We start from the raw sequence: 17,926 nt of genomic DNA, 5'->3' as shown, positions 1-17,926 counted from the left end.
AATACGACAACAGTCGCGCTCCACATAGGATTGCAAGGGGCGACGCGCGCCGGCTCCGAGCATCCTCAGCTAGAGCTGATAGATATAGGACTTGCTGACCTTGTGTCGCTTGGCGATCTCGGCGACGGGAACGCCGCTCTTACGTTCCGCGCGTAACGCCTTGCGGAAAGCCGCGAGTTCTTTTCCGGACCGTCGGGAGGTCGTCTTACCGGCAGAATCGCGTGAAGCCGTTTTCCGCTTGCTCGGCCGGGACCCCTGCTTCTGTTCCGCCGCAAGGATCGCCTGCACAGTTTCGACGATCTTTTGTAACTGGCTAACTTGACGTTTGCTGAGCGCCATAGGTTCACTCCCGAATCAGGATGACGACACCTACACGAACTTTGCAGTGACGCAAGTTTCTCGTTCATGTCGCTGATCGCTTCTGCGTCCCCATCGGCCCCCCAAAAGTGGCGCCGAGGTCGTTGCCCCCGTGGCCGAAGCTGCTGAAAGTCGAAGGCTCGGCGCGCTTTTCCGAATGGTCGAGTTCGCTCTCCTCGAGCGACGACCGACCCTAAGTAGATCGAAATCGGGAGGCCCCTCATGAACATCGATCTTTCGAACAAGATCGCCCTCGTCACCGGATCGACCGCAGGGATCGGCTTCGCCATCGCGCAGGGTCTCGCCGAAAGCGGCGCGGCGGTCGTGCTGAACGGCCGCACGCAATCCTCCGTCGACGAGGCGGTGGAAAAACTCCGGAGCATCGCGCCCGGCGCCGAAGTCCGCGGCGTCACGGCCGATGTGGGCAGCGCCGAACAGTGCGCGCTGCTGGTGAAAGCCGAGCCGAACATCGATATTCTCGTCAATAACGCCGGCATATACGGCCCGCGCGACTTTTTCGACACCCCCGACAGCGAGTGGACTCGCTATTTCGAGATCAATGTCATGTCGGGCGTTCGCCTGTCGCGCGCCTATCTGCCAGGAATGCTGGCGCGCGACTGGGGGCGTGTCGTTTTCCTGTCGTCGGAATCGGCGCTGAACATTCCAGCCGACATGATTCACTACGGCTTCACCAAGACAGCGGTGCTGTCGATTTCGCGCGGCCTAGCCAAGCGCGTGGCGGGCAGCGCGGTCACGGTCAATTCGGTGCTTCCCGGCCCGACCATGACAGAAGGGGTGAAAGCTATGCTGAAGGCCAAAGACGGAACGAAGCCGATCGACGAGACGGCCGTGGAGTTCGTGCGGCAGAACCGGCCCTCTTCGATCATCCAGCGCCCCGCCACGCCGACGGAAGTCGCCAATATGGTCGTGTATGTGTGTTCTCCTCGAGCGTCGGCGACCACGGGCGCGGCGCTACGAGTCGATGGCGGCGTGGTCGATACGATCGCATAGCGGAACGCTCGGCAGCAGGATGCGTCACGGGTCGACGCCATGGGAGCGCTTTTGCCGACCCCGAGCGCGTCGAATTGAAAACGATGATGGATCGTCTCGGCAGCAAGCTCCGTATGGCGGCGTCGCTGTTGCGCCGCCCCTAAAAAAAGACGCGTCGCCCAATGACGACAAAAGCTGCGCGGCCTCGATCGACGACCCTCTGATCCGCTGGTCGATGCAGGAAATCCGACGCATCGCCACGCGTCTCGCACGAGAACGAATTCGTCCCGAGTTTGTCATCGCATGGTCGACTTGGCGAAGAGCGCATCAAGCCGAAGCAAGGCGGGCCCGCCTCAGAAAGCAACTGTAATGCTAATTGTGGAGCCCTCCTTCGAGCACCCGCATGCGGCCTCGAATGCCGGCTTTCACGGCTTCATGCAGCTCTTGCGGGAAGTTGGCCGGCAGTTCGGCTTCGAGTGCTGCAATCGCCTCGTCCATGTTGGCGGCAATCGTCTCGACGGCTTTCAATCCAGTCCATCACGGGAACGGCCGACGCCGGCAGTCGATGCCGCGGAAGGCGACGTATGGCGAACTCCGTGCTCGAACAGCGCCCCGTTCGCCGACGACCTGGAGCGAGCCCTCGAGCCGATCGCAAGAACCGCCTTGATTGTCATGCCTAGAGTCCGCCCTCGACGAAACCCGGCAGGCGCAGCTGGAGCAATGCCTGGCCCGTCGTCGCGGACCGCCAATCGAAATCGTCGATCCCAGAGCCGATCGGCCGGGCCCGCAGGCAGTCGACCGACGGCGCGGCGCCGAACGCCACGCGCAACAACGCTACATAGGGGACGCGACGCTGCATAGGGGAGAAGATGATGCTCTTCCTCGGCTCCGAGGGGTTCCGAGTGATCGCTCATGACCGGCGAGGCCACGGCCGCTCCGAGCAGAGCCGGGGTGGCAACACCATGGAGCAATATGCCGACGATTTTGCCGAATTGCTCGAGAAGCTGAATCTGAAGAACGCCGTGCTCGTCGGCCACTCGACGGGCGGAGGCGAGGTCGCGCGTTACATCGGCAAATATGGCGTCGGACGTGTCGCCAAAGCAGTTCTCGTCAGCTCCGTTCCGCCGCTGATGCTGAAGACGCCGGCCAATCCGCTGGGGACCGCGCTCGAAGTGTTCGACGGCATCCGCAAGGCCATCGCGGACAATCGTCCGCAGTTCTACAAGGACCTCACCCTGCCGTTCTTCGGCTACAACCGCCCCGGCGCCGCGATCTCCGAGGGTGTTCGTGAATCCTTCTGGCTGCAGGGCATGATGGGCGACGTCAAAGGCCATTACGACTGCGTCCACGAATTCTCCGAAGTGGACTTCACCGGAGACCTCGAGAAGATGACCGTGCCGACGCTCGTCATCCAGGGCGACGACGATCAGATCGTGCCGATCGATGCGGCGAGCCGTCGTTCCGCCGAGATCGCGCCGAACGCGGCGCTCGAGGTCTATGCCGGAGCCCCGCACGGTCTGCCGGTCACGCATCAGGATCGGCTCAACGCCGATCTGCTGGCGTTTATCCGGAGCTGATACGAAAGGCTGTCGGCTTCGACTTTTATGGGCGCAGGCGTGCTGGATTTCCGCGCGCGCTTCACCGCGATCCGAGGCCCGATCACCGGCTGCGTCGGGCCGGACGATTTCGAGAGCCGCGCATCTTGTGGGCGACTATCCGGAGGACGAGTTTCTTGGTGGCGCATCTCGTGACCGCCCTCCGGTGAAGGCGCAGCGCGCCATGTCGGAGCGTGAACGAGATGCTGGCTGCGGCGATCGAAGCCGAGCTGGGGCCCGTACCAATGGCGACGCCGCACGCCGCGAACGGGCTTCTCGCGCACTACGGCTTCATCGAGACCGGCTCTCGAAGCGGGAGGAGGCGCGTATGACACGCAGAGTCGCCGACGTGATGATCGAAGCGCTATCCAAAGCGGGCGCGAAGCGTTGCTATGGCGTCCCCGGCGATACGCTGAATTACTTCACCGATGCGGTGCGGCGTTCCGAGCTGCGCTTTGTGCACGTCCGCCACGAGGAAGCGGGCGCCATGGCCGCCGGCGCCGACGCGCTGTTGACGGGCGAGCTCGCGCTGTGCGCCGGCTCCTGCGGCCCGGGCGGCCTGCACTTCATCAACGGTCTCTGGGAGAGCAATCGCAACCGGGCGCCGGTGGTGCTGATCGCCAGCCAGATCACGCGCGACGAACTGGGCTTCGAATTTCCGCAGGAAGTCGACTTCAAGGCCGTCTACGCCAAGGGCACGGTTTTCTGCGAAGAGATCAGGACGCCGAGCCAGGCCCGGCGGATGACCGCGATGGCGGCGCAGGCGGCGCTATCCAGGAAGGGCGTCGCCGTGCTGATCGTGCCGGTCGACGTGTCGCATGCCGCAGCCCCCGACGAACCGGACTTCGCCGTGCACCATGCGAAGCCGGTCGTGCGCCCCAGCGACGCGGAGCTCGACCGCATCGCGGATGCGCTCGACGCCGGCGACCGCATCGCGATCTATGGAGGCTCCGGCTGCGCGCAGGCGCACGACGAGGTCGTGGCCGTCGCCGAGCGGCTCCAGGCTCCGGTCGCCCGCACTTCGCGCGCCAAGGATTTCCTGGAGCACGACAACCCCTATGACGTCGGCATGACCGGCATGTTCGGCACGAAGGGCGGCTATCGCGCGCTCACGGAATGCGACACGCTGCTGCTGCTCGGCTGCGACTTCGCCTGGCGGCAATTCTACCCCGAGCGCGCGACCATCATCCAGATCGACATCGACGGCGCGCATCTCGGCCGTCGCCATCCGGTCGACATTGCCGCAGTCGGCGACATAGCGCCGACGCTCGCAGCGCTATTGCCGAAGATCAAGGCGCGGACTGATCGCCGTTTCCTGGACGCCCTGCTGGCCGAGGCCGAGAAGGGCGAGGCCGAGTTCGAACGGCGCGCCACGAGCGGCGGTCCGATCCATCCGCAATATCTCGCGGAAACGATCGCGACACATGCCGCCGCCGACGCCGTCTACACGGCGGATGGCGGCTCGCCGATGGTCTGGTGCCTGCGCCATGTGCCCTCGACGGGCGCAAACCGCACCATCACGAGCCTGAGCCACGGCACCATGGCGAACGCCATGCCCCAGGCGCTCGGCGCGCAAGCCGCCTATCCCGGCCGCCAGGTGATCTCGTTCTCCGGCGACGGCGGCCTCGCCATGCTGATGGGCGACCTGCTCACGACCATACAGGAGAAGCTGCCGATCAAGATCTGCGTCTTCGACAATGGCGCGCTCGGTTTCGTCGAGCTCGAGCAGAAAGTGGAAGGCCTGCTCGACACCTATACCGACCTGCGCAATCCGGATTTCTCGCGCGTAGCCGAGACGATCGGCCTATGGGGCCGCCGCGTCGAGAATCCGGCCGACGTGGACGAGGCCGTCCGCGCCTGGCTCTCGGCGCCCGGCCCGGCTCTGCTGGATGTGGTGGTCGCTCGCAATGAGCTCGTCATGCCGCCGAAGATCGAAGTCAGCCAAGTGCTCGGCGCCGCGCTCTATTCGGCGAAGGCGATTCTGGCCGGGCGCGCCGACGACGTCATCGATTTGGCGAAAGGGGCGTTGGAGACATAGGCGCCCGAGCGCGTCGTGGACCATCGTCCTCCGCAACCGACATCGGGAGGGAGCGTCATGTCCCATCATGTGGATTCGCCGATCGCGAGACAGCATGTCGCCGGCTCGAGCTCCGACATGTGTCGGAGCCTTTTCGTTCCGATTGGCGCGCCCATCTCGGACCGGATACGCGGCGCGCCGGCTTTTCAAATTCTTGCTTTTTTGCTGCCGGATTTTCTGAGCGGATAGATTTCCGGCGCTACGAAATGCTAGTGGTCGATACGCGCCAGAGATCACCTGAAACATGGGGCGCCCGATTTTTTTGGACGGCTCTGCTCGCGCGTGGACGCCCTCCGCCGACGCCGGCCGTCCCATGAGCACGCACCGGCGCGCCAATGCTCGCAGTGCGGCGCAAGCTGCGAAAGGACGACGGCGAGATGCAAAGACCATTCAGGCGGATCGTGACGGGTCACGATGAGACCGGGAGCGCCGTCGTCATTTCCGATGCGTCGCCCGCACGCATCGTGCAAGTGGGCGGGCCCGGCGGCCCGACGTTCTTCGAAATCTGGAGCACGAACGAGACGCCGGCCCTGATCGACCGGCGGTCCGGCGAACCTGCCGAGAACGGCTTGGCGCTGGCGCCTCCCAAGGGAGGCACCCGGATTCGCGTAATCGACTTCCCGCCCGAGGGCGACGAAATTCGTCGGTTGAGCGAGGCCGAGGCGCGCGCGCACTTCGGCGAGATGGGCGGCGCAGAGGCGTCGCAATCCAAAGCTGGCGCTCCGCACCCGCTCATGCACCGCACCGAGACGATCGATTACGGAATCGTGCTGGAGGGCGAGATGACGCTGGTCATGGATCTCGCCGAAACGACGATCCGCGTCGGCGACATCGTCATCCAGCGCGGCACGAACCACGCCTGGGCGAACCGATCCGGAAGGAACTGTCGTATGGCGTTCATCCTGATCGACGGCCGGTTCACGGACGGATTGTGAAGACGATGAAGGCCTCATGCGAGACCTCGATCGATCGCCCGGCGGAACGCATCGACCTCGTGACGTGGCTCGCGAACCTGTCCGACCGTGAATATCAGGCGTGCTCGCCCGGCCATCGCGCGGCCGGCGCCTTCCGCGAGAACGGAACGCTCGGGACGGTCAATGTCGAAAGCGTCGGCGGCCATTTGCTGGTCCACCATTACCTCGCCACACAGTCAGCGCCCGACCATGTCGTCATGCATTCGAGGAATACGCGCGTTTACGTCATGCACCTCGTTCCCGCCGCCATCGAGGTGATCTGGACGCTCGACGTGGAGCGCAGGGACAGCGAGAGCGCCCTGTTCCGCTGCACGGTCGAGACGCGCATGCCCATGCTGCTGACGCTTCTAGCGACATCGGCGCTGTTGCCGCTCTTCCTGCGCCGGCATGTGGAGGGAGAGACGCCGCTCTTCGCAAAGGACATCGAGCGGAAGATCGGCGGGAGCGCGCTCGACGATGCCGGATGAAGATTTCGACGTCGTCGTGATCGGATGCGGAATTGGAGGACTGTCGGCGGCCCGCATGTTCGCCGAGTTCGGCGAGAAGCGCGTTCTCGTCCTCGAGCGATACTACACGCTCGGCGGCATGACGCACGAATTTTCCAGAGAAGGCCGGTATCATTTCGGAACCGGCGTGCATTATCTGGCCGCAGAGCCCGGCCCGGTGTTGAACTATCCGGCCGATGGCCGGGCGCAATACCACCCCTTGCCCGCCGACTATGACATTCCCCATTTCCCGGGCTTCGATTTTGCCGTTCCCGCATCGGAGGCCATGTTTCGCGAGCGCCTGAAGGCTCGATTTCCGGAGGAGGCCGGCGCCATCGACCGCTTTTTCGCCACTGTAGGCAAGGCCTCGCGCGGGGTGAGATCGCTCACTGGGACGCTTTCTCGACTGGCGTTTCCTGCCGGGCGCGGTTAGACTTCAGCCTCGGCATGACGCCGGGCGCCCTACTGCGCGCCGTCGGAGCCGGCGCTCGAGCGCTTCGGCACAGCAAATGCAGACCGCCGCATGGGCCAGACCACGCCACGCCTGCACGATGCATGTGCCGCACGGGGCCTCGCCTTCTGCGGCGCGGCGGCGTCGGACGCTGCGCCGAGATATCTCGAGGGCGACACCATCGCGCCGATCCGAACGATCGGTCTCGGCGCGAACACCACGCTGAAGGCGACCTTCTGGCATTCCACCATCGAGGAAACGCCACAGACCGGCGACCTCGACTTCGTCAGCATCGCCCTCAACACGGGCGGCGGACGCGTCTGGCGCAACAACGAGGCGACGCCCACCGAGGTCGGAGCCATTGCAATGCTACCCTTCGAGGGCGCGCATTGGCGGTTCGAGCATCCTGTCAGTTTCGTCCACTTTCATGTGCCTTTCAGTCTCGTCGGCGCCGTCTGCGAAAGCCTCTTCGACCGGGAGCTCGCACACGCCGAACTGCGGATGCCGACGGGCAGCCGGGATGATAGGCTGTGCAGAGCTGCGCGCGCGGTTCGATACGGCCTTTCTTCGATCGAGCCTACCAACCTCATCCTGGACAGCTGGGCGCTGATCCTCGCGGAGATATTGGTGCGGCGCTTCTCGAGCCATGCCGAAAGGCATGTGCGCACATCGTTCGGAAAGATTCCCGCCCGGGGCGTCGCGCATGTGATCGACTATATCGAAGCCGGTATCGATCAGGATCTCGACTTGGCGTCGCTGGCCCGCGTCGCGGCGATGAGCGTCTATCATTTCGCCCGCCGCTTCAAGGAGACGGTCGGCATGAGCCCCCACGCCTATGTGCTTTCGCGGCGCATTCGGCGGGCGCAGGAGATGCTCGATCGTGGCGGAAGCAGCCTCGAGCATGTGGCCGCAGCCTGCGGCTTCTCCAGCCAAGCGCATTTGACCACGACGTTTCGACGCGGCCTCGGCATGACGCCCGGCGAATACCGCCGCAGTCTCGCATGAACAAAAGCAAGATTCTGCAATACGGCCTCTTCATGTAATGTTTAAGATTCCTAACTGTCGGAGGACCGACGCCGTCGAAGCCTGCTCGTCCTTTTGCATAGGCCGACCGGCGAACTGCCGCCCCGACGCTTCGAACGATCGGACCTTTCCATGCGCTTGCCTCCGCTGCCGCCCGAAACGCTCGGTCCCGAGCTTCGCAAGGTGCATGACACGATCGCCGATCTCGTCGCGCGAGGTCAGCCGGAAATTGTCGTGCTCGATGGGAAAGGCGCACTGATCGGTCCCTTTCCGCCCATGCTGCACTTCCCCCAGTTCGGCATTCCGGCCTTGAACTTTCTTGCGGCCATGAACTCCGAAGCTCGTCTTCCCGAGACGGTGCGCGAGGTTGCGATCCTGACTGTCGGCGCAACCTTCAATGCGCGCTACGAACTCTATGCCCACGAACTTACAGCGGCGGCCGTCGGTCTGGCGCATGCTCAGATCGCCACGCTCGCAGCCGGCGGGCGTCCCGTCGATCTGAGCGACGAGGAGGCAATCGCCCATGAGGTGGCTCGAGCGCTGGCGACAGGACACATCCTGCCTGCCTCGACGTATGGACGGGCGGTGAGCATTCTCGGACGCGACGGCGTTGGAGAGCTCGTGTTCCTGATCGGCGGCTACTGCCTCATTTCGATGCTATTGAATTGCTTCGATGCGCCGGCGCCTGACGCCGACCCCTGAGCCCCGATAGAGAGGGGTCTCGACCCAAGCCCGCCATCGCCGAGATGCGCTGAAAAATCTGGTCGCTGGCGAGGCAAGTTCGGTAGCGTTTCAATCATGGGCCGCATTCTCGCTCCGTATCGAGGAAAAAATGGGGGGCGCACAGGCGCGAAGCCGAGAGCCGGGCCGTGATCGCCAACTAGATCAAAATCATATGTAACATCAATACATTGAGGCCAACATCGTGTTGGTTTCAATTTCTCCCTTACGCCAAATTAGCTGCTTGCGTCATAGGTTCAAATCACTCGTTTCGGCGCCCGCCGGCTCGGTCGGTGATGAGGATTCGGTCGGCGGCGCGTGCATTGCGGATGAGCTGTTGAAATTGTAAATCGGCTTCTCGAAGATCGCCGCGGCCCCTGATGCCGAGAATGGTTTTGATTCACGCGCCCGCGAAGGCGCGACTGCCGGAGACGCGCGACCGCGGCAGTGATTACGAGCACGTTTCGATCCACGCGCCCACGAAGGGCGCGACTTCCACTGCCACGACGCGAAAGCCTTTGGCCAAATAGTTTCGATCCACGCGCCCGCGAAGGGCGCGACTAGGAGACGAGCGCCGGCGGCTCGCGGTCGGGGTGGTTTCGATCCACGCGCCCGCGAAGGGCGCGACCCGTGGCGGCGATAATGGTCGATCGTCTCGCAATGGTTTCGATCCACGCGCCCGCGAAGGGCGCGACTCGGGCAAGGGAATCGGCAGGCGCAGGACGCCGTGTTTCGATCCACGCGCCCGCGAAGGGCGCGACATTGTAATTCCTCCAAATGATTTGCTTTCGCAGCAGTTTCGATCCACGCGCCCGCGAAGGGCGCGACTCCTCGATCACGGGAATGCGTCCATGCGGATTGCGCGGTTTCGATCCACGCGCCCGCGAAGGGCGCGACCGGGCGGCTCGCGGACGGGCGCGTCGTCGAGGCGTTTCGATCCACGCGCCCGCGAAGGGCGCGACCTGTTCGACATGGCGATCGCGTAGACGAGGCAATTGTTTCGATCCACGCGCCCGCGAAGGGCGCGACCCGTCCCGATCTCATCATCATCGAATCGGCGATGTTTCGATCCACGCGCCCGCGAAGGGCGCGACCTTGCGATGAGGGATTGGGGACTGACTGCCCATGGTTTCGATCCACGCGCCCGCGAAGGGCGCGACAGCGTGGCGCCGTGGTCGATCTGATAGCGGAGCTGTTTCGATCCACGCGCCCGCGAAGGGCGCGACGCCCAGCAATCTCCAGCGTGCTCATGGTGAGCGGTTTCGATCCACGCGCCCGCGAAGGGCGCGACGCCATGACCATCGCCGCGAGGAGCCCGACAACATAGTTTCGATCCACGCGCCCGCGAAGGGCGCGACTCGGGATGATCGGTAGCGACGAATTCGGTACCGCGTTTCGATCCACGCGCCCGCGAAGGGCGCGACTGCGCCGAAATTCCTCGCTTCCGAACTCGGCCATGTTTCGATCCACGCGCCCGCGAAGGGCGCGACCCATGACGCTGCGGACGATGAATTGGAGGACGATGTTTCGATCCACGCGCCCGCGAAGGGCGCGACCCTGGACCGCGGCGTCGATTTCCGCCGCGAATTGTTTCGATCCACGCGCCCGCGAAGGGCGCGACCGGGAAAACCGACAGTCGGTTTTTCAGGGCACATACTGTTTCGATCCACGCGCCCGCGAAGGGCGCGACACGCGCGCGTCGCCAGCATGCGTCACCGGAACGATGTTTCGATCCACGCGCCCGCGAAGGGCGCGACCTCCCATGCTCATGCCATAGGCTATTCTGTTCGCGTTTCGATCCACGCGCCCGCGAAGGGCGCGACCAGGATTCGGGTGCGCCCGCGCGACTCCGCGAGCGTTTCGATCCACGCGCCCGCGAAGGGCGCGACCGCCTCCTCTCGGCTCTCGCCGCCGCAACGCAGGCGTTTCGATCCACGCGCCCGCGAAGGGCGCGACGCCCAGCAATCTCCAGCGTACTCATGGTGAGCGGTTTCGATCCACGCGCCCGCGAAGGGCGCGACCTCGAAACTGATCCGCGACAAACAGTGGGATTGGTGGTTTCGATCCACGCGCCCGCGAAGGGCGCGACAATTGTAGACGTCCGCCCCGTCTGCGACCATGCCGTTTCGATCCACGCGCCCGCGAAGGGCGCGACCTCTGACCTTTGACATATCCCCGTCCGCTGCAAGATGTTTCGATCCACGCGCCCGCGAAGGGCGCGACAGGATTATCTCGACTCGAAATGGTGGTTTGTCACGTTTCGATCCACGCGCCCGCGAAGGGCGCGACCGCTTGTCGAGCGGCGCGCGAACGACCTCACAGCGTTTCGATCCACGCGCCCGCGAAGGGCGCGACCAGGGCGCGGGCGATAGGCCATAGGGGCGACGTAGGTTTCGATCCACGCGCCCGCGAAGGGCGCGACCGTTTATGCGGACGAGATCGCGCCGACTTATTGGGTTTCGATCCACGCGCCCGCGAAGGGCGCGACCTGGAGTCTGTCCTATGACGACATATAAAATCGTTTCGATCCACGCGCCCGCGAAGGGCGCGACTCGGCGTCCTCGCCATTCTCTTCGGCAATTGCCCGGTTTCGATCCACGCGCCCGCGAAGGGCGCGACATTGCCCGGAGGATTTGATTGCCGATTATTCGTGGTTTCGATCCACGCGCCCGCGAAGGGCGCGACGTCGCCGCATTGTCCTTCCCGCAGTTCTCGCAATAGTTTCGATCCACGCGCCCGCGAAGGGCGCGACCAGATTGTTCTTAGCACTCACAAACCCTAGGCATGTTTCGATCCACGCGCCCGCGAAGGGCGCGACCCGCCGGGATGGTGAGCGCGGAACCGATGCGTCGGTTTCGATCCACGCGCCCGCGAAGGGCGCGACGCACCACGACGAGCGCCATCGGAACATCGAAATTGTTTCGATCCACGCGCCCGCGAAGGGCGCGACCATTCGGCTGATCCGCGCCGACGAAGACGGCCTCGTTTCGATCCACGCGCCCGCGAAGGGCGCGACGCCGCGCTGGGCGTCGCGCCTCACGCTGATCGTCGTTTCGATCCACGCGCCCGCGAAGGGCGCGACTCCCGCGCCGCCGTCCTCAAGGACGTCGCGAAATCGTTTCGATCCACGCGCCCGCGAAGGGCGCGACGAGCCGGACGATGGAGGCGAGGGGATGAGCAGGCGTTTCGATCCACGCGCCCGCGAAGGGCGCGACGACCAGCGCGGCCATTCGGCCCAGCGCACATAGCGGTTTCGATCCACGCGCCCGCGAAGGGCGCGACTCGAGGCGCGAGCCATCGTATCCCGCACGTATGCGGTTTCGATCCACGCGCCCGCGAAGGGCGCGACATCAAGATCAGGATCGATTGAGACTAGGAAGGGATGTTTCGATCCACGCGCCCGCGAAGGGCGCGACAGCCGAGCCGCCGCAACTCGCCGACGAAGGCGTCGTTTCGATCCACGCGCCCGCGAAGGGCGCGACTCATATAATAGATGTATATTTCGCGTTATATCTAGTTTCGATCCACGCGCCCGCGAAGGGCGCGACATGATGATTTATTCGTCGCACGTCGACGGTTCGGAGTTTCGATCCACGCGCCCGCGAAGGGCGCGACCACTCGCGGACTCGATTGCAAGCGCCGGGGAGATTGTTTCGATCCACGCGCCCGCGAAGGGCGCGACCGCTTTTCTCTAAAATATTATTGTTCTTGCGGAAAGTGTATGAATTGCGCGAACTCGATCCTTTGGGCCGCAACGCAGCGGATCTCGCCGATGGCTCTCACGGATGTGTTGCAGAGATAACAAAGGGATACGAGCGGCGCGAACCTCGCGGCTCTTCTGGACGCGCTTCAGGTTCGCGCCGAGCCTGCAGAGCGCCGCCATTCGCCTTCACACGATCAACGGCGCGCCGAAATCCGTCGCCGGCTTAGCGCCGACATGTTCGACGCGGCGACGCCAGTCGGCGCCCAGGAAATAGTACCGCAGACTATCCGACTTTTGGTCGATGATCGCCTCGAGCCGAGCACGCAGCAATGCCCATTGCGCCGGATCGACCTCTATTTCGAAGACCGAATATTGAACCCGCTGACCGAAGTCCTGACAGGCTTTCGCGACTCGACGCAGTCGCTTTGCGCCGTTCGGCTGCGAAGTTCTCACGTCATAGGTCACCAGAACCAGCATGCGTCACTTCCAAAACCAGGGCGGATACGCGTCGAGATCGCCGCGCAGATGCCGCGCCAGCAACTGCGCCTGCAAGAAGGGCGCGAGGCCGAGCGGCGCGGTTTCATCCAAGAACGGATGCTTGCGCTCCACTTTCTTGCGCTCCTGCCAGCTGGTCAACACCGTCTTTCGGCCTTCGTCCGTCAGCAGCACGGCGCCATTTTCATGGACATGAAAATCTTGAATGCGAATTTGCCTGCGGTTGAGCAACGACAAGGCGAGCCTGTCGGCAAAAACAGGCCGCATTTCCTCCATCAGGTCGAGCGCGAGACTCGGGCGGCCCGGCCGGTCCCTGTGCAGAAAGCCGACGGCGGGGTCGAGCCCGACGCTCTCCGCCGCGCTGCGACAGTCGTGAGTGAGAAGCGTGTAGAGGAAAGACAGCAGCGCATTGACCGGATCGAGCGGAGGACGGCGCGAGCGGCCACGAAAGCGAATCTCGCTGTCGGGAGACCGAACGAGGCTGTCGAACGCGCCGAAATAAAGCTGAGCCGCCTCGCCTTCCATACCGCGCAGCGTATCGACATCGTCGCAAAGCGGCGCAGCGCGGAGCAGGCCGCCGAGCCGAGCGACGACGGCCTCGATCCCCGACTTGACGGGCTCCGGCGTTTCCTCGCCATAGTCGCGCAACGCGCGCTGCAGCACCGAGCGCTGATTAGCGATTTTTCCGCAGATGAAGCTCTGGGCGATGATCCCCGGCCGCTCGCTGACCCGATATTGCTGGCGACGCAACAAGACATTGCCGGTAGTGGGCCCTTCGACCCGCGCTTGGAAACGGCCGTTGCGATCGAGCAGCACGATGACGATTCCGCGCCCGGCGCACGCTTGCACGAGCGCCGGTGATAAGAGGACCGCGCCGAAAACCACGACGGAAGCGATCATGTGAAAAGGGACGCGGACGCGCTCTTCGCCTTCGATTTCCGCCACGAGATTTTCGCCATCCTTTCGCAAGGCGGCGCCCTCGGTCGTCACATAGAGCGTATTGAGCAGTTTTTTCATGCGCCGCCCCTGTCGCTCATCAGCGTCGTGATCTCGCGGTCGCGCCAGGCCTTGGCGGAGCGACCCGAAATCTTCGGCCGGCAGAGTTCGATCAGCGAGCAGGCGTCGCACTTGCGCTTTTCATAATGCGCAGGCGGCGTGACTCCGCTCGCTATCGTATCTCGCAACGCGCGCGCCGTTTCTTCGGTCAGCGCCCGCAGTTCCGCGTCGAATCGCACGACGACGCGGCGGCGCGTCTGTTCATAAAAGAGCGCGCCTTCCGGCACGTCGCCTCCCGTCATTTCCTCCAGGCACAGGGCCTGAGCGCAGAGCTGCGCTTCGTCCGCCCTATGGAGTTTGGCCTTGCCGCGTTTGTATTCGACGGGGTAAGGCGTCTCGCCGGCCGCCGTCTTGTGGAATTCGACGAGATCGGCGACGCCGGCGAGCGACAGCCGGCGGCAGACGAGCGGCAATGCGCCGACTCGCCGAATGCCGCGCGAATAGCGCTGACCCTGTCGATCGACGACGGCATGCAACACGCGTCCTTCGGCCGTGAAGCGGTTCTCCTCCCACAACCGTTCGACATGAATCAGCGCCGCCTGCCGCAAGCAGTAGACCGCATGTTGAAGCGCCGAGAGAGGGATCGGATTTTCAACGAATTCATCGTCGTCCATCTCCCTCGCTCCTTTCGTCAGAGCAGTTCTCGGATCGTCACGCCCTCCGGCGGATTCTCGCGATTTATGAACACGCGATAATCGGCGAAGCGCCGCGCCGGCGGCGCATTGTCGAGGCGCTTGTCGCCGATCGCGTAGGTCGCGCCGTCATGAACGCGTTCGATGGTCACGCGCTCGAACAATTCATGCGCGGGGGCCCGGCCCAGTGCGCAATCATGCTCGAAGGCGACGAGCTTGCGCGCCGCCATTTCTCCTCGCGCCGCCGAATGGTCGTGCTCGAACATATTCCTCAGCGCATCCCAGAGAAAGATCAAATCTTCGTCAGAGAAGCCGGTGCGCTCGGCGAGCTTGGCGGACACGAAGCCATGAGCGCGGTAGAGTCCGTATGGCACGACATGCTTGCGGCCCATGGTGCGATTTTCCGTGCGCTGATCTTCGTCGTCGCCTTCTTCGCGCTTCTTTTTCTCCGCTTCATTGGTGGCGGCCATGCGGGTGATCGAGATTTCGAGCGGCAGGATCGGCTCCACGGAGCGTGCGAAGGAAAGCTGTGTCGGACCACGTACTTGGCCGCAGTTTATCCCGGTGCTCATGACGGCGCCGAAGGTCCGCACGTCGAAGAAGTTCCGGCACATGAAACCGCGCAGATCGTTCAATTCGCCGTCGTCTCGAGGGCTGAGCTTGCCGTCGCCCTTCGTCACTTTCGGATCGTCCGGGCGGACGGCTTTATAGGCTTCACGGTGCTTCTCGTTGAGGATGGCGCCCTCTTGGACATAGATCGCGAAGCCGGCCTCTCCGCCCTTGGCGATTTCGGCATAATTGCGGATCTTGCGTTTGAGGCACACGTCGGTGACGAGACCCTGATTGGTTTCTGGATCCAAGCGCGGCAGATTGCCCGCATCCGGATCGCCATTCGGATTGCCGTTCGTCACGTCGAAGAGAAAGACGAAATCGAAGCGGTGAGAAAGCGCGGTCATCGAGGTTTCTCCTGAGACGAGGTCGTCGCGTCGTCACGCACGCGGTAAAAATCATTGCGTTGATGGTAATAGCCGATCGCGAAAAGCGCTTGCCGCTTCGAGCTCAGCGTCGAGGGAAACAAGTCATCGGCGTTCGCGAGCTCGCAGATTTCGCCGATCTTGCGGTCGAGAACGACGGCGAGACCCGGTTTTTCTTTGCGCAACTTGGAAAGATGATGGGTGGCCTTGCGCTGCAGCAGAGGGAAGACGGAACGTGGCGTCGCCGATGCAGTCCCATAATATTGATCGCGGATCGTCGCGTTGACATTACCACCGAGCGCTTGCGTCTGAGCATATTCATAGGTCGCAAATAGCCGACCGAGCAGATATCCCGGGTCGTCGTTGTCGGGATCGAGCGCCACCGGAGCCTCCTTTTCGAAATTGCGAATGAGCACGGATTTCAGCATGGCGACGCGCAACGCGTTCACATCGTGATCGGCGCGCAGGCGCATGAGCACGGTCGAGAATAGCGTGAGCGGATAACGTGCGCCGGCGAGGATCGCGCGCAGCCAGTCGCCGGCAAGCTGCGGCGGAATGTTTTCGGATTTGCGCTGCGATGCGGTCTCGATCAGCAGCCGCCAGATCGAAGGAGCCTGATCCCGTGGCGGCGGCTCGACGCGCATGCGCTCGACATGTTGGAGATAGCGCTCGGCGATTTCGCCGAAATCGTCCTCGACGAAGAAGCGCACCGAGAGACGTGCGGCGTTGGGCGACAGCGCGAGAATGTAGAAGCGCACGCCATGCGGAAAATCCGGCGTCAGCGTTTCCAGCGGCTTGCCTTGGCGGACCGCGTCGAGAATGGCGGCGATCTTCTTTGCTTCCGCCGTCTCGTCGACGCCATCCGCGCCGAGCAGGGCGGCGAAAAGTCCCTCCGCTTCGCCGGCTTCGGCCTCGGACGCGTCCGCCCAGAAGACCGTGGAGGCGTCGCCGATCTGGATGCGATGGCCGCTTGCTTTTTCCAGGAAACGGTTCAACGCCGTGGTGTAGGCAAAAGCCGCCGCCTCCGAGACAGGGGCGTTTTCGCCTTGCTCGTGACCATAAGAAGCGAAAGCGTCGAGATTGAAGGAGACGATCGAAGCGCCCGACGATTGAGCGCCCCAGACGCCCTTGATCGCCGGATGCAGTCGGGCTATGGGGCCACGCTCGCCGCTGACGAGGCAGACGGCTTCGGTCTTGTCGCCCTGCGCGGCGAGCCGCGCCCAGAGCGCACGCGCCGCCGGCCGATCATGGATGCGGATAGTGGCGCGCCTGTCGCTCTCGAGCGCAAAGACGATGTTCTGGTCTTTCATCTCCTCGGGCCAACCGAGGCGGACGAAGTCTTCCGGACGCCAGTTTTCGAGGAAACGCATCAACGCCTGCAAGCCTTCGTCTTCGACGCCTTGCAGCGCCTGTCCGTGCTTGGCGATAAATGCCGCATGCTCTTCCGCGGTCCGCTTGCCTTCTCCGGCCGTGACGCCCAGGGCGTAGGAAGTTTTGTCCCATAGAAAGTTCGGCGAGACGCCGGATGTGCGCTTGGCGGGCTGCGGCGCCGGCATCGATCGAGGAGTCTTTTTCTTTCCCTCCCCTTCGCGCAGATCGATCGGCGGGCCTGCGGGCGAGCCGTCCTCGTTCAAGGAAACGAGGAATCCGATCTTCTCCAACGAGTAGCCGAAGGGCGGCGCGTCCTTGATTCGATCGTAGGCGCGGACCAGCGAAGCGAGCGCGCTCATCTGCGAATCTCCGGCGAGTTCGGCGCCGGGACGCGCATGACGCCGTTCTCCAGCTTTGCGCGAAAGAATAGTGAGGAGCGGTCGCCGGCATGGTCGATGTCGTAGAGCATGAAGCCGAGGTCGCGTGTCTCTCCGTTCGTCGCAGGCAGCGGCGCGTCTGGCTCTATCAAGGAGAAATGCGCAGGAAACTCGCGCGTCCCGAGGCAGGGCTGGTGAAAGCATTGCCCCTTGCGCGCCCGGCGATTGAATGTGTCGAGATGCTTGCCCTCGTTGTCGTCGGGACCGGCTTTTTCGGTGAGTTCGAAACGCGCCTCGATGATATAGGCGACATCGCGCAACACCGTCGCGGCGCGCTGCTGGCGATCATCCTCCACGATGAGAGCGAGATCGGTCAGATCCTGCGCTTTCATCGCTTTCCTTATCGAAGCGACCGGCGCCTTGTGACCCACTTCGTTGCGCCGGATCGATTGGAATCGAATCGGCTTCAATACATGGATCGCGGTCACGATCCAGCGGATCGCCGGCTTCCAGTGGATCGATTCGATGATCCCGCGCGCCGCCGAAGGGGTCATCACGTCATAGGAGACGCGCTCGACCTTCATCTCCGGACGAGTCCACAGAGCAAATTCACCTGAAACGAAAACCTTGACGCCATAGGCCATGG

General features: G+C 63.7%; 16 protein-coding genes, 1 pseudogene and 1 CRISPR repeat array. Of the genes and pseudogenes, 8 read left to right on the top strand and 9 right to left on the bottom strand.

Translation table 11 applies throughout. The features are described 5' to 3' along the window. Window positions 1-69: 69 nt before the first annotated feature. Window positions 70-339, bottom strand: a complete 270-nt coding sequence (locus AC6IW9_RS09360) for a hypothetical protein (protein WP_497771822.1) — start codon at window positions 337-339, stop codon at window positions 70-72. A 240-nt stretch (window positions 340-579) separates the two neighbouring features. Here AC6IW9_RS09360 and AC6IW9_RS09355 point away from each other — a divergent pair, with 240 nt between their 5' ends. Then, entirely contained in the window at window positions 580-1,368 is a 789-nt protein-coding gene (locus AC6IW9_RS09355; protein WP_497771819.1) for an SDR family NAD(P)-dependent oxidoreductase, read from the top strand. Window positions 1,369-1,719: 351 nt separating this feature from the next. Here the strand turns inward: AC6IW9_RS09355 and AC6IW9_RS09350 are convergent, their stop codons facing one another. Together AC6IW9_RS09350 and AC6IW9_RS09345 are read right to left on the bottom strand one after the other, a co-directional pair. After that, window positions 1,720-1,875: a hypothetical protein gene (locus tag AC6IW9_RS09350; RefSeq protein WP_497771817.1), complete on the bottom strand. Its 156-nt coding sequence runs from the start codon at window positions 1,873-1,875 to the stop codon at window positions 1,720-1,722. Between the two features lie 148 nt (window positions 1,876-2,023). After that, window positions 2,024-2,206, bottom strand: coding sequence for a hypothetical protein (locus tag AC6IW9_RS09345; protein WP_497771815.1), 183 nt, complete (start codon window positions 2,204-2,206; stop codon window positions 2,024-2,026). A gap of 4 nt (window positions 2,207-2,210) precedes the next feature. Between AC6IW9_RS09345 and AC6IW9_RS09340 the strand changes: the two are divergent. The 7 genes and pseudogenes from AC6IW9_RS09340 to AC6IW9_RS09310 form a co-directional block, all read left to right on the top strand. Further along, window positions 2,211-2,924, top strand: a pseudogene (locus tag AC6IW9_RS09340) (alpha/beta fold hydrolase); the annotation flags it as partial. A 346-nt stretch (window positions 2,925-3,270) separates the two neighbouring features. Beyond that, on the top strand, window positions 3,271-4,980 hold the full coding sequence (locus AC6IW9_RS09335) for a thiamine pyrophosphate-dependent enzyme (RefSeq protein ID WP_497771813.1): 1,710 nt from the start codon (window positions 3,271-3,273) through the stop codon (window positions 4,978-4,980). 383 nt (window positions 4,981-5,363) lie between these two features. After that, a complete protein-coding gene (locus AC6IW9_RS09330; RefSeq protein ID WP_497771810.1) occupies window positions 5,364-5,954 on the top strand; it encodes a cupin domain-containing protein in 591 nt (196 codons plus the stop codon). A gap of 5 nt (window positions 5,955-5,959) precedes the next feature. After that, entirely contained in the window at window positions 5,960-6,460 is a 501-nt protein-coding gene (locus tag AC6IW9_RS09325; protein WP_497771808.1) for a hypothetical protein, read from the top strand. Next, window positions 6,450-6,911: an NAD(P)-binding protein gene (locus tag AC6IW9_RS09320; protein WP_497771806.1), complete on the top strand. Its 462-nt coding sequence runs from the start codon at window positions 6,450-6,452 to the stop codon at window positions 6,909-6,911. The genes AC6IW9_RS09325 and AC6IW9_RS09320 overlap by 11 nt, the downstream gene beginning before the upstream one ends. Before the next feature lie 90 nt (window positions 6,912-7,001). Beyond that, the gene (locus tag AC6IW9_RS09315) at window positions 7,002-7,934 is read left to right on the top strand and encodes a helix-turn-helix domain-containing protein (RefSeq protein ID WP_497771803.1); all 933 of its coding nucleotides are present in this window, start codon (window positions 7,002-7,004) and stop codon (window positions 7,932-7,934) included. Between the two features lie 201 nt (window positions 7,935-8,135). Further along, on the top strand, window positions 8,136-8,654 hold the full coding sequence (locus tag AC6IW9_RS09310) for a carboxymuconolactone decarboxylase family protein (protein ID WP_497771801.1): 519 nt from the start codon (window positions 8,136-8,138) through the stop codon (window positions 8,652-8,654). 479 nt (window positions 8,655-9,133) lie between these two features. Further along, window positions 9,134-12,354: direct repeats of the CRISPR family, unit length 32 nt; unit sequence GTTTCGATCCACGCGCCCGCGAAGGGCGCGAC. 207 nt (window positions 12,355-12,561) lie between these two features. Here the strand turns inward: AC6IW9_RS09310 and cas2 are convergent. The 6 genes from cas2 to cas5c are packed head-to-tail and all read right to left on the bottom strand — an operon-like array spanning window position 12,562 to window position 17,924. Next, on the bottom strand, window positions 12,562-12,852 hold the full coding sequence (cas2, locus tag AC6IW9_RS09305; protein ID WP_497771798.1) for a CRISPR-associated endonuclease Cas2: 291 nt from the start codon (window positions 12,850-12,852) through the stop codon (window positions 12,562-12,564). A 3-nt stretch (window positions 12,853-12,855) separates the two neighbouring features. Then, window positions 12,856-13,887 (bottom strand): type I-C CRISPR-associated endonuclease Cas1c, encoded by a 1,032-nt coding sequence (cas1c, locus tag AC6IW9_RS09300; RefSeq protein WP_497771795.1) that lies wholly within the window; start codon window positions 13,885-13,887, stop codon window positions 12,856-12,858. Continuing rightward, complete coding sequence (gene cas4, locus AC6IW9_RS09295; RefSeq protein ID WP_497772481.1) at window positions 13,884-14,561, bottom strand: CRISPR-associated protein Cas4; 678 nt, start codon at window positions 14,559-14,561, stop codon at window positions 13,884-13,886. The genes cas1c and cas4 overlap by 4 nt, the downstream gene beginning before the upstream one ends. Beyond that, window positions 14,558-15,514 carry a type I-C CRISPR-associated protein Cas7/Csd2 gene (gene cas7c / locus AC6IW9_RS09290; protein WP_497771793.1) on the bottom strand — a complete coding sequence of 319 codons (957 nt, stop codon included), beginning with the start codon at window positions 15,512-15,514 and terminating at the stop codon, window positions 14,558-14,560. Before cas7c ends, cas4 begins: the two co-directional genes overlap by 4 nt. After that, window positions 15,511-17,262, bottom strand: coding sequence for a type I-C CRISPR-associated protein Cas8c/Csd1 (cas8c, locus tag AC6IW9_RS09285; protein ID WP_497771791.1), 1,752 nt, complete (start codon window positions 17,260-17,262; stop codon window positions 15,511-15,513). Before cas8c ends, cas7c begins: the two co-directional genes overlap by 4 nt. Beyond that, window positions 17,259-17,924 carry a type I-C CRISPR-associated protein Cas5c gene (cas5c, locus tag AC6IW9_RS09280; protein ID WP_497771789.1) on the bottom strand — a complete coding sequence of 222 codons (666 nt, stop codon included), beginning with the start codon at window positions 17,922-17,924 and terminating at the stop codon, window positions 17,259-17,261. The genes cas8c and cas5c overlap by 4 nt, the downstream gene beginning before the upstream one ends. Window positions 17,925-17,926 lie beyond the last annotated feature (2 nt).

This window comes from Methylosinus sp. shoA (genome assembly GCF_059718125.1).
This window is presented reverse-complemented; position numbering and strand designations above follow the sequence as displayed.

Coding starts and splice junctions, on each gene's coding strand:
- AC6IW9_RS09360 (WP_497771822.1), bottom strand. CDS start 339: ATGGCGCTCAGCAAACGTCAAGTTAGCCAGTTACAAAAGATCGTCGAA.
- AC6IW9_RS09355 (WP_497771819.1), top strand. CDS start 580: ATGAACATCGATCTTTCGAACAAGATCGCCCTCGTCACCGGATCGACC.
- AC6IW9_RS09345 (WP_497771815.1), bottom strand. CDS start 2,206: ATGCAGCGTCGCGTCCCCTATGTAGCGTTGTTGCGCGTGGCGTTCGGC.
- AC6IW9_RS09335 (WP_497771813.1), top strand. CDS start 3,271: ATGACACGCAGAGTCGCCGACGTGATGATCGAAGCGCTATCCAAAGCG.
- AC6IW9_RS09325 (WP_497771808.1), top strand. CDS start 5,960: ATGAAGGCCTCATGCGAGACCTCGATCGATCGCCCGGCGGAACGCATC.
- AC6IW9_RS09320 (WP_497771806.1), top strand. CDS start 6,450: ATGCCGGATGAAGATTTCGACGTCGTCGTGATCGGATGCGGAATTGGA.
- AC6IW9_RS09315 (WP_497771803.1), top strand. CDS start 7,002: ATGGGCCAGACCACGCCACGCCTGCACGATGCATGTGCCGCACGGGGC.
- cas2 (WP_497771798.1), bottom strand. CDS start 12,852: ATGCTGGTTCTGGTGACCTATGACGTGAGAACTTCGCAGCCGAACGGC.
- cas1c (WP_497771795.1), bottom strand. CDS start 13,887: ATGAAAAAACTGCTCAATACGCTCTATGTGACGACCGAGGGCGCCGCC.
- cas7c (WP_497771793.1), bottom strand. CDS start 15,514: ATGACCGCGCTTTCTCACCGCTTCGATTTCGTCTTTCTCTTCGACGTG.
- cas8c (WP_497771791.1), bottom strand. CDS start 17,262: ATGAGCGCGCTCGCTTCGCTGGTCCGCGCCTACGATCGAATCAAGGAC.
- cas5c (WP_497771789.1), bottom strand. CDS start 17,924: ATGGCCTATGGCGTCAAGGTTTTCGTTTCAGGTGAATTTGCTCTGTGG.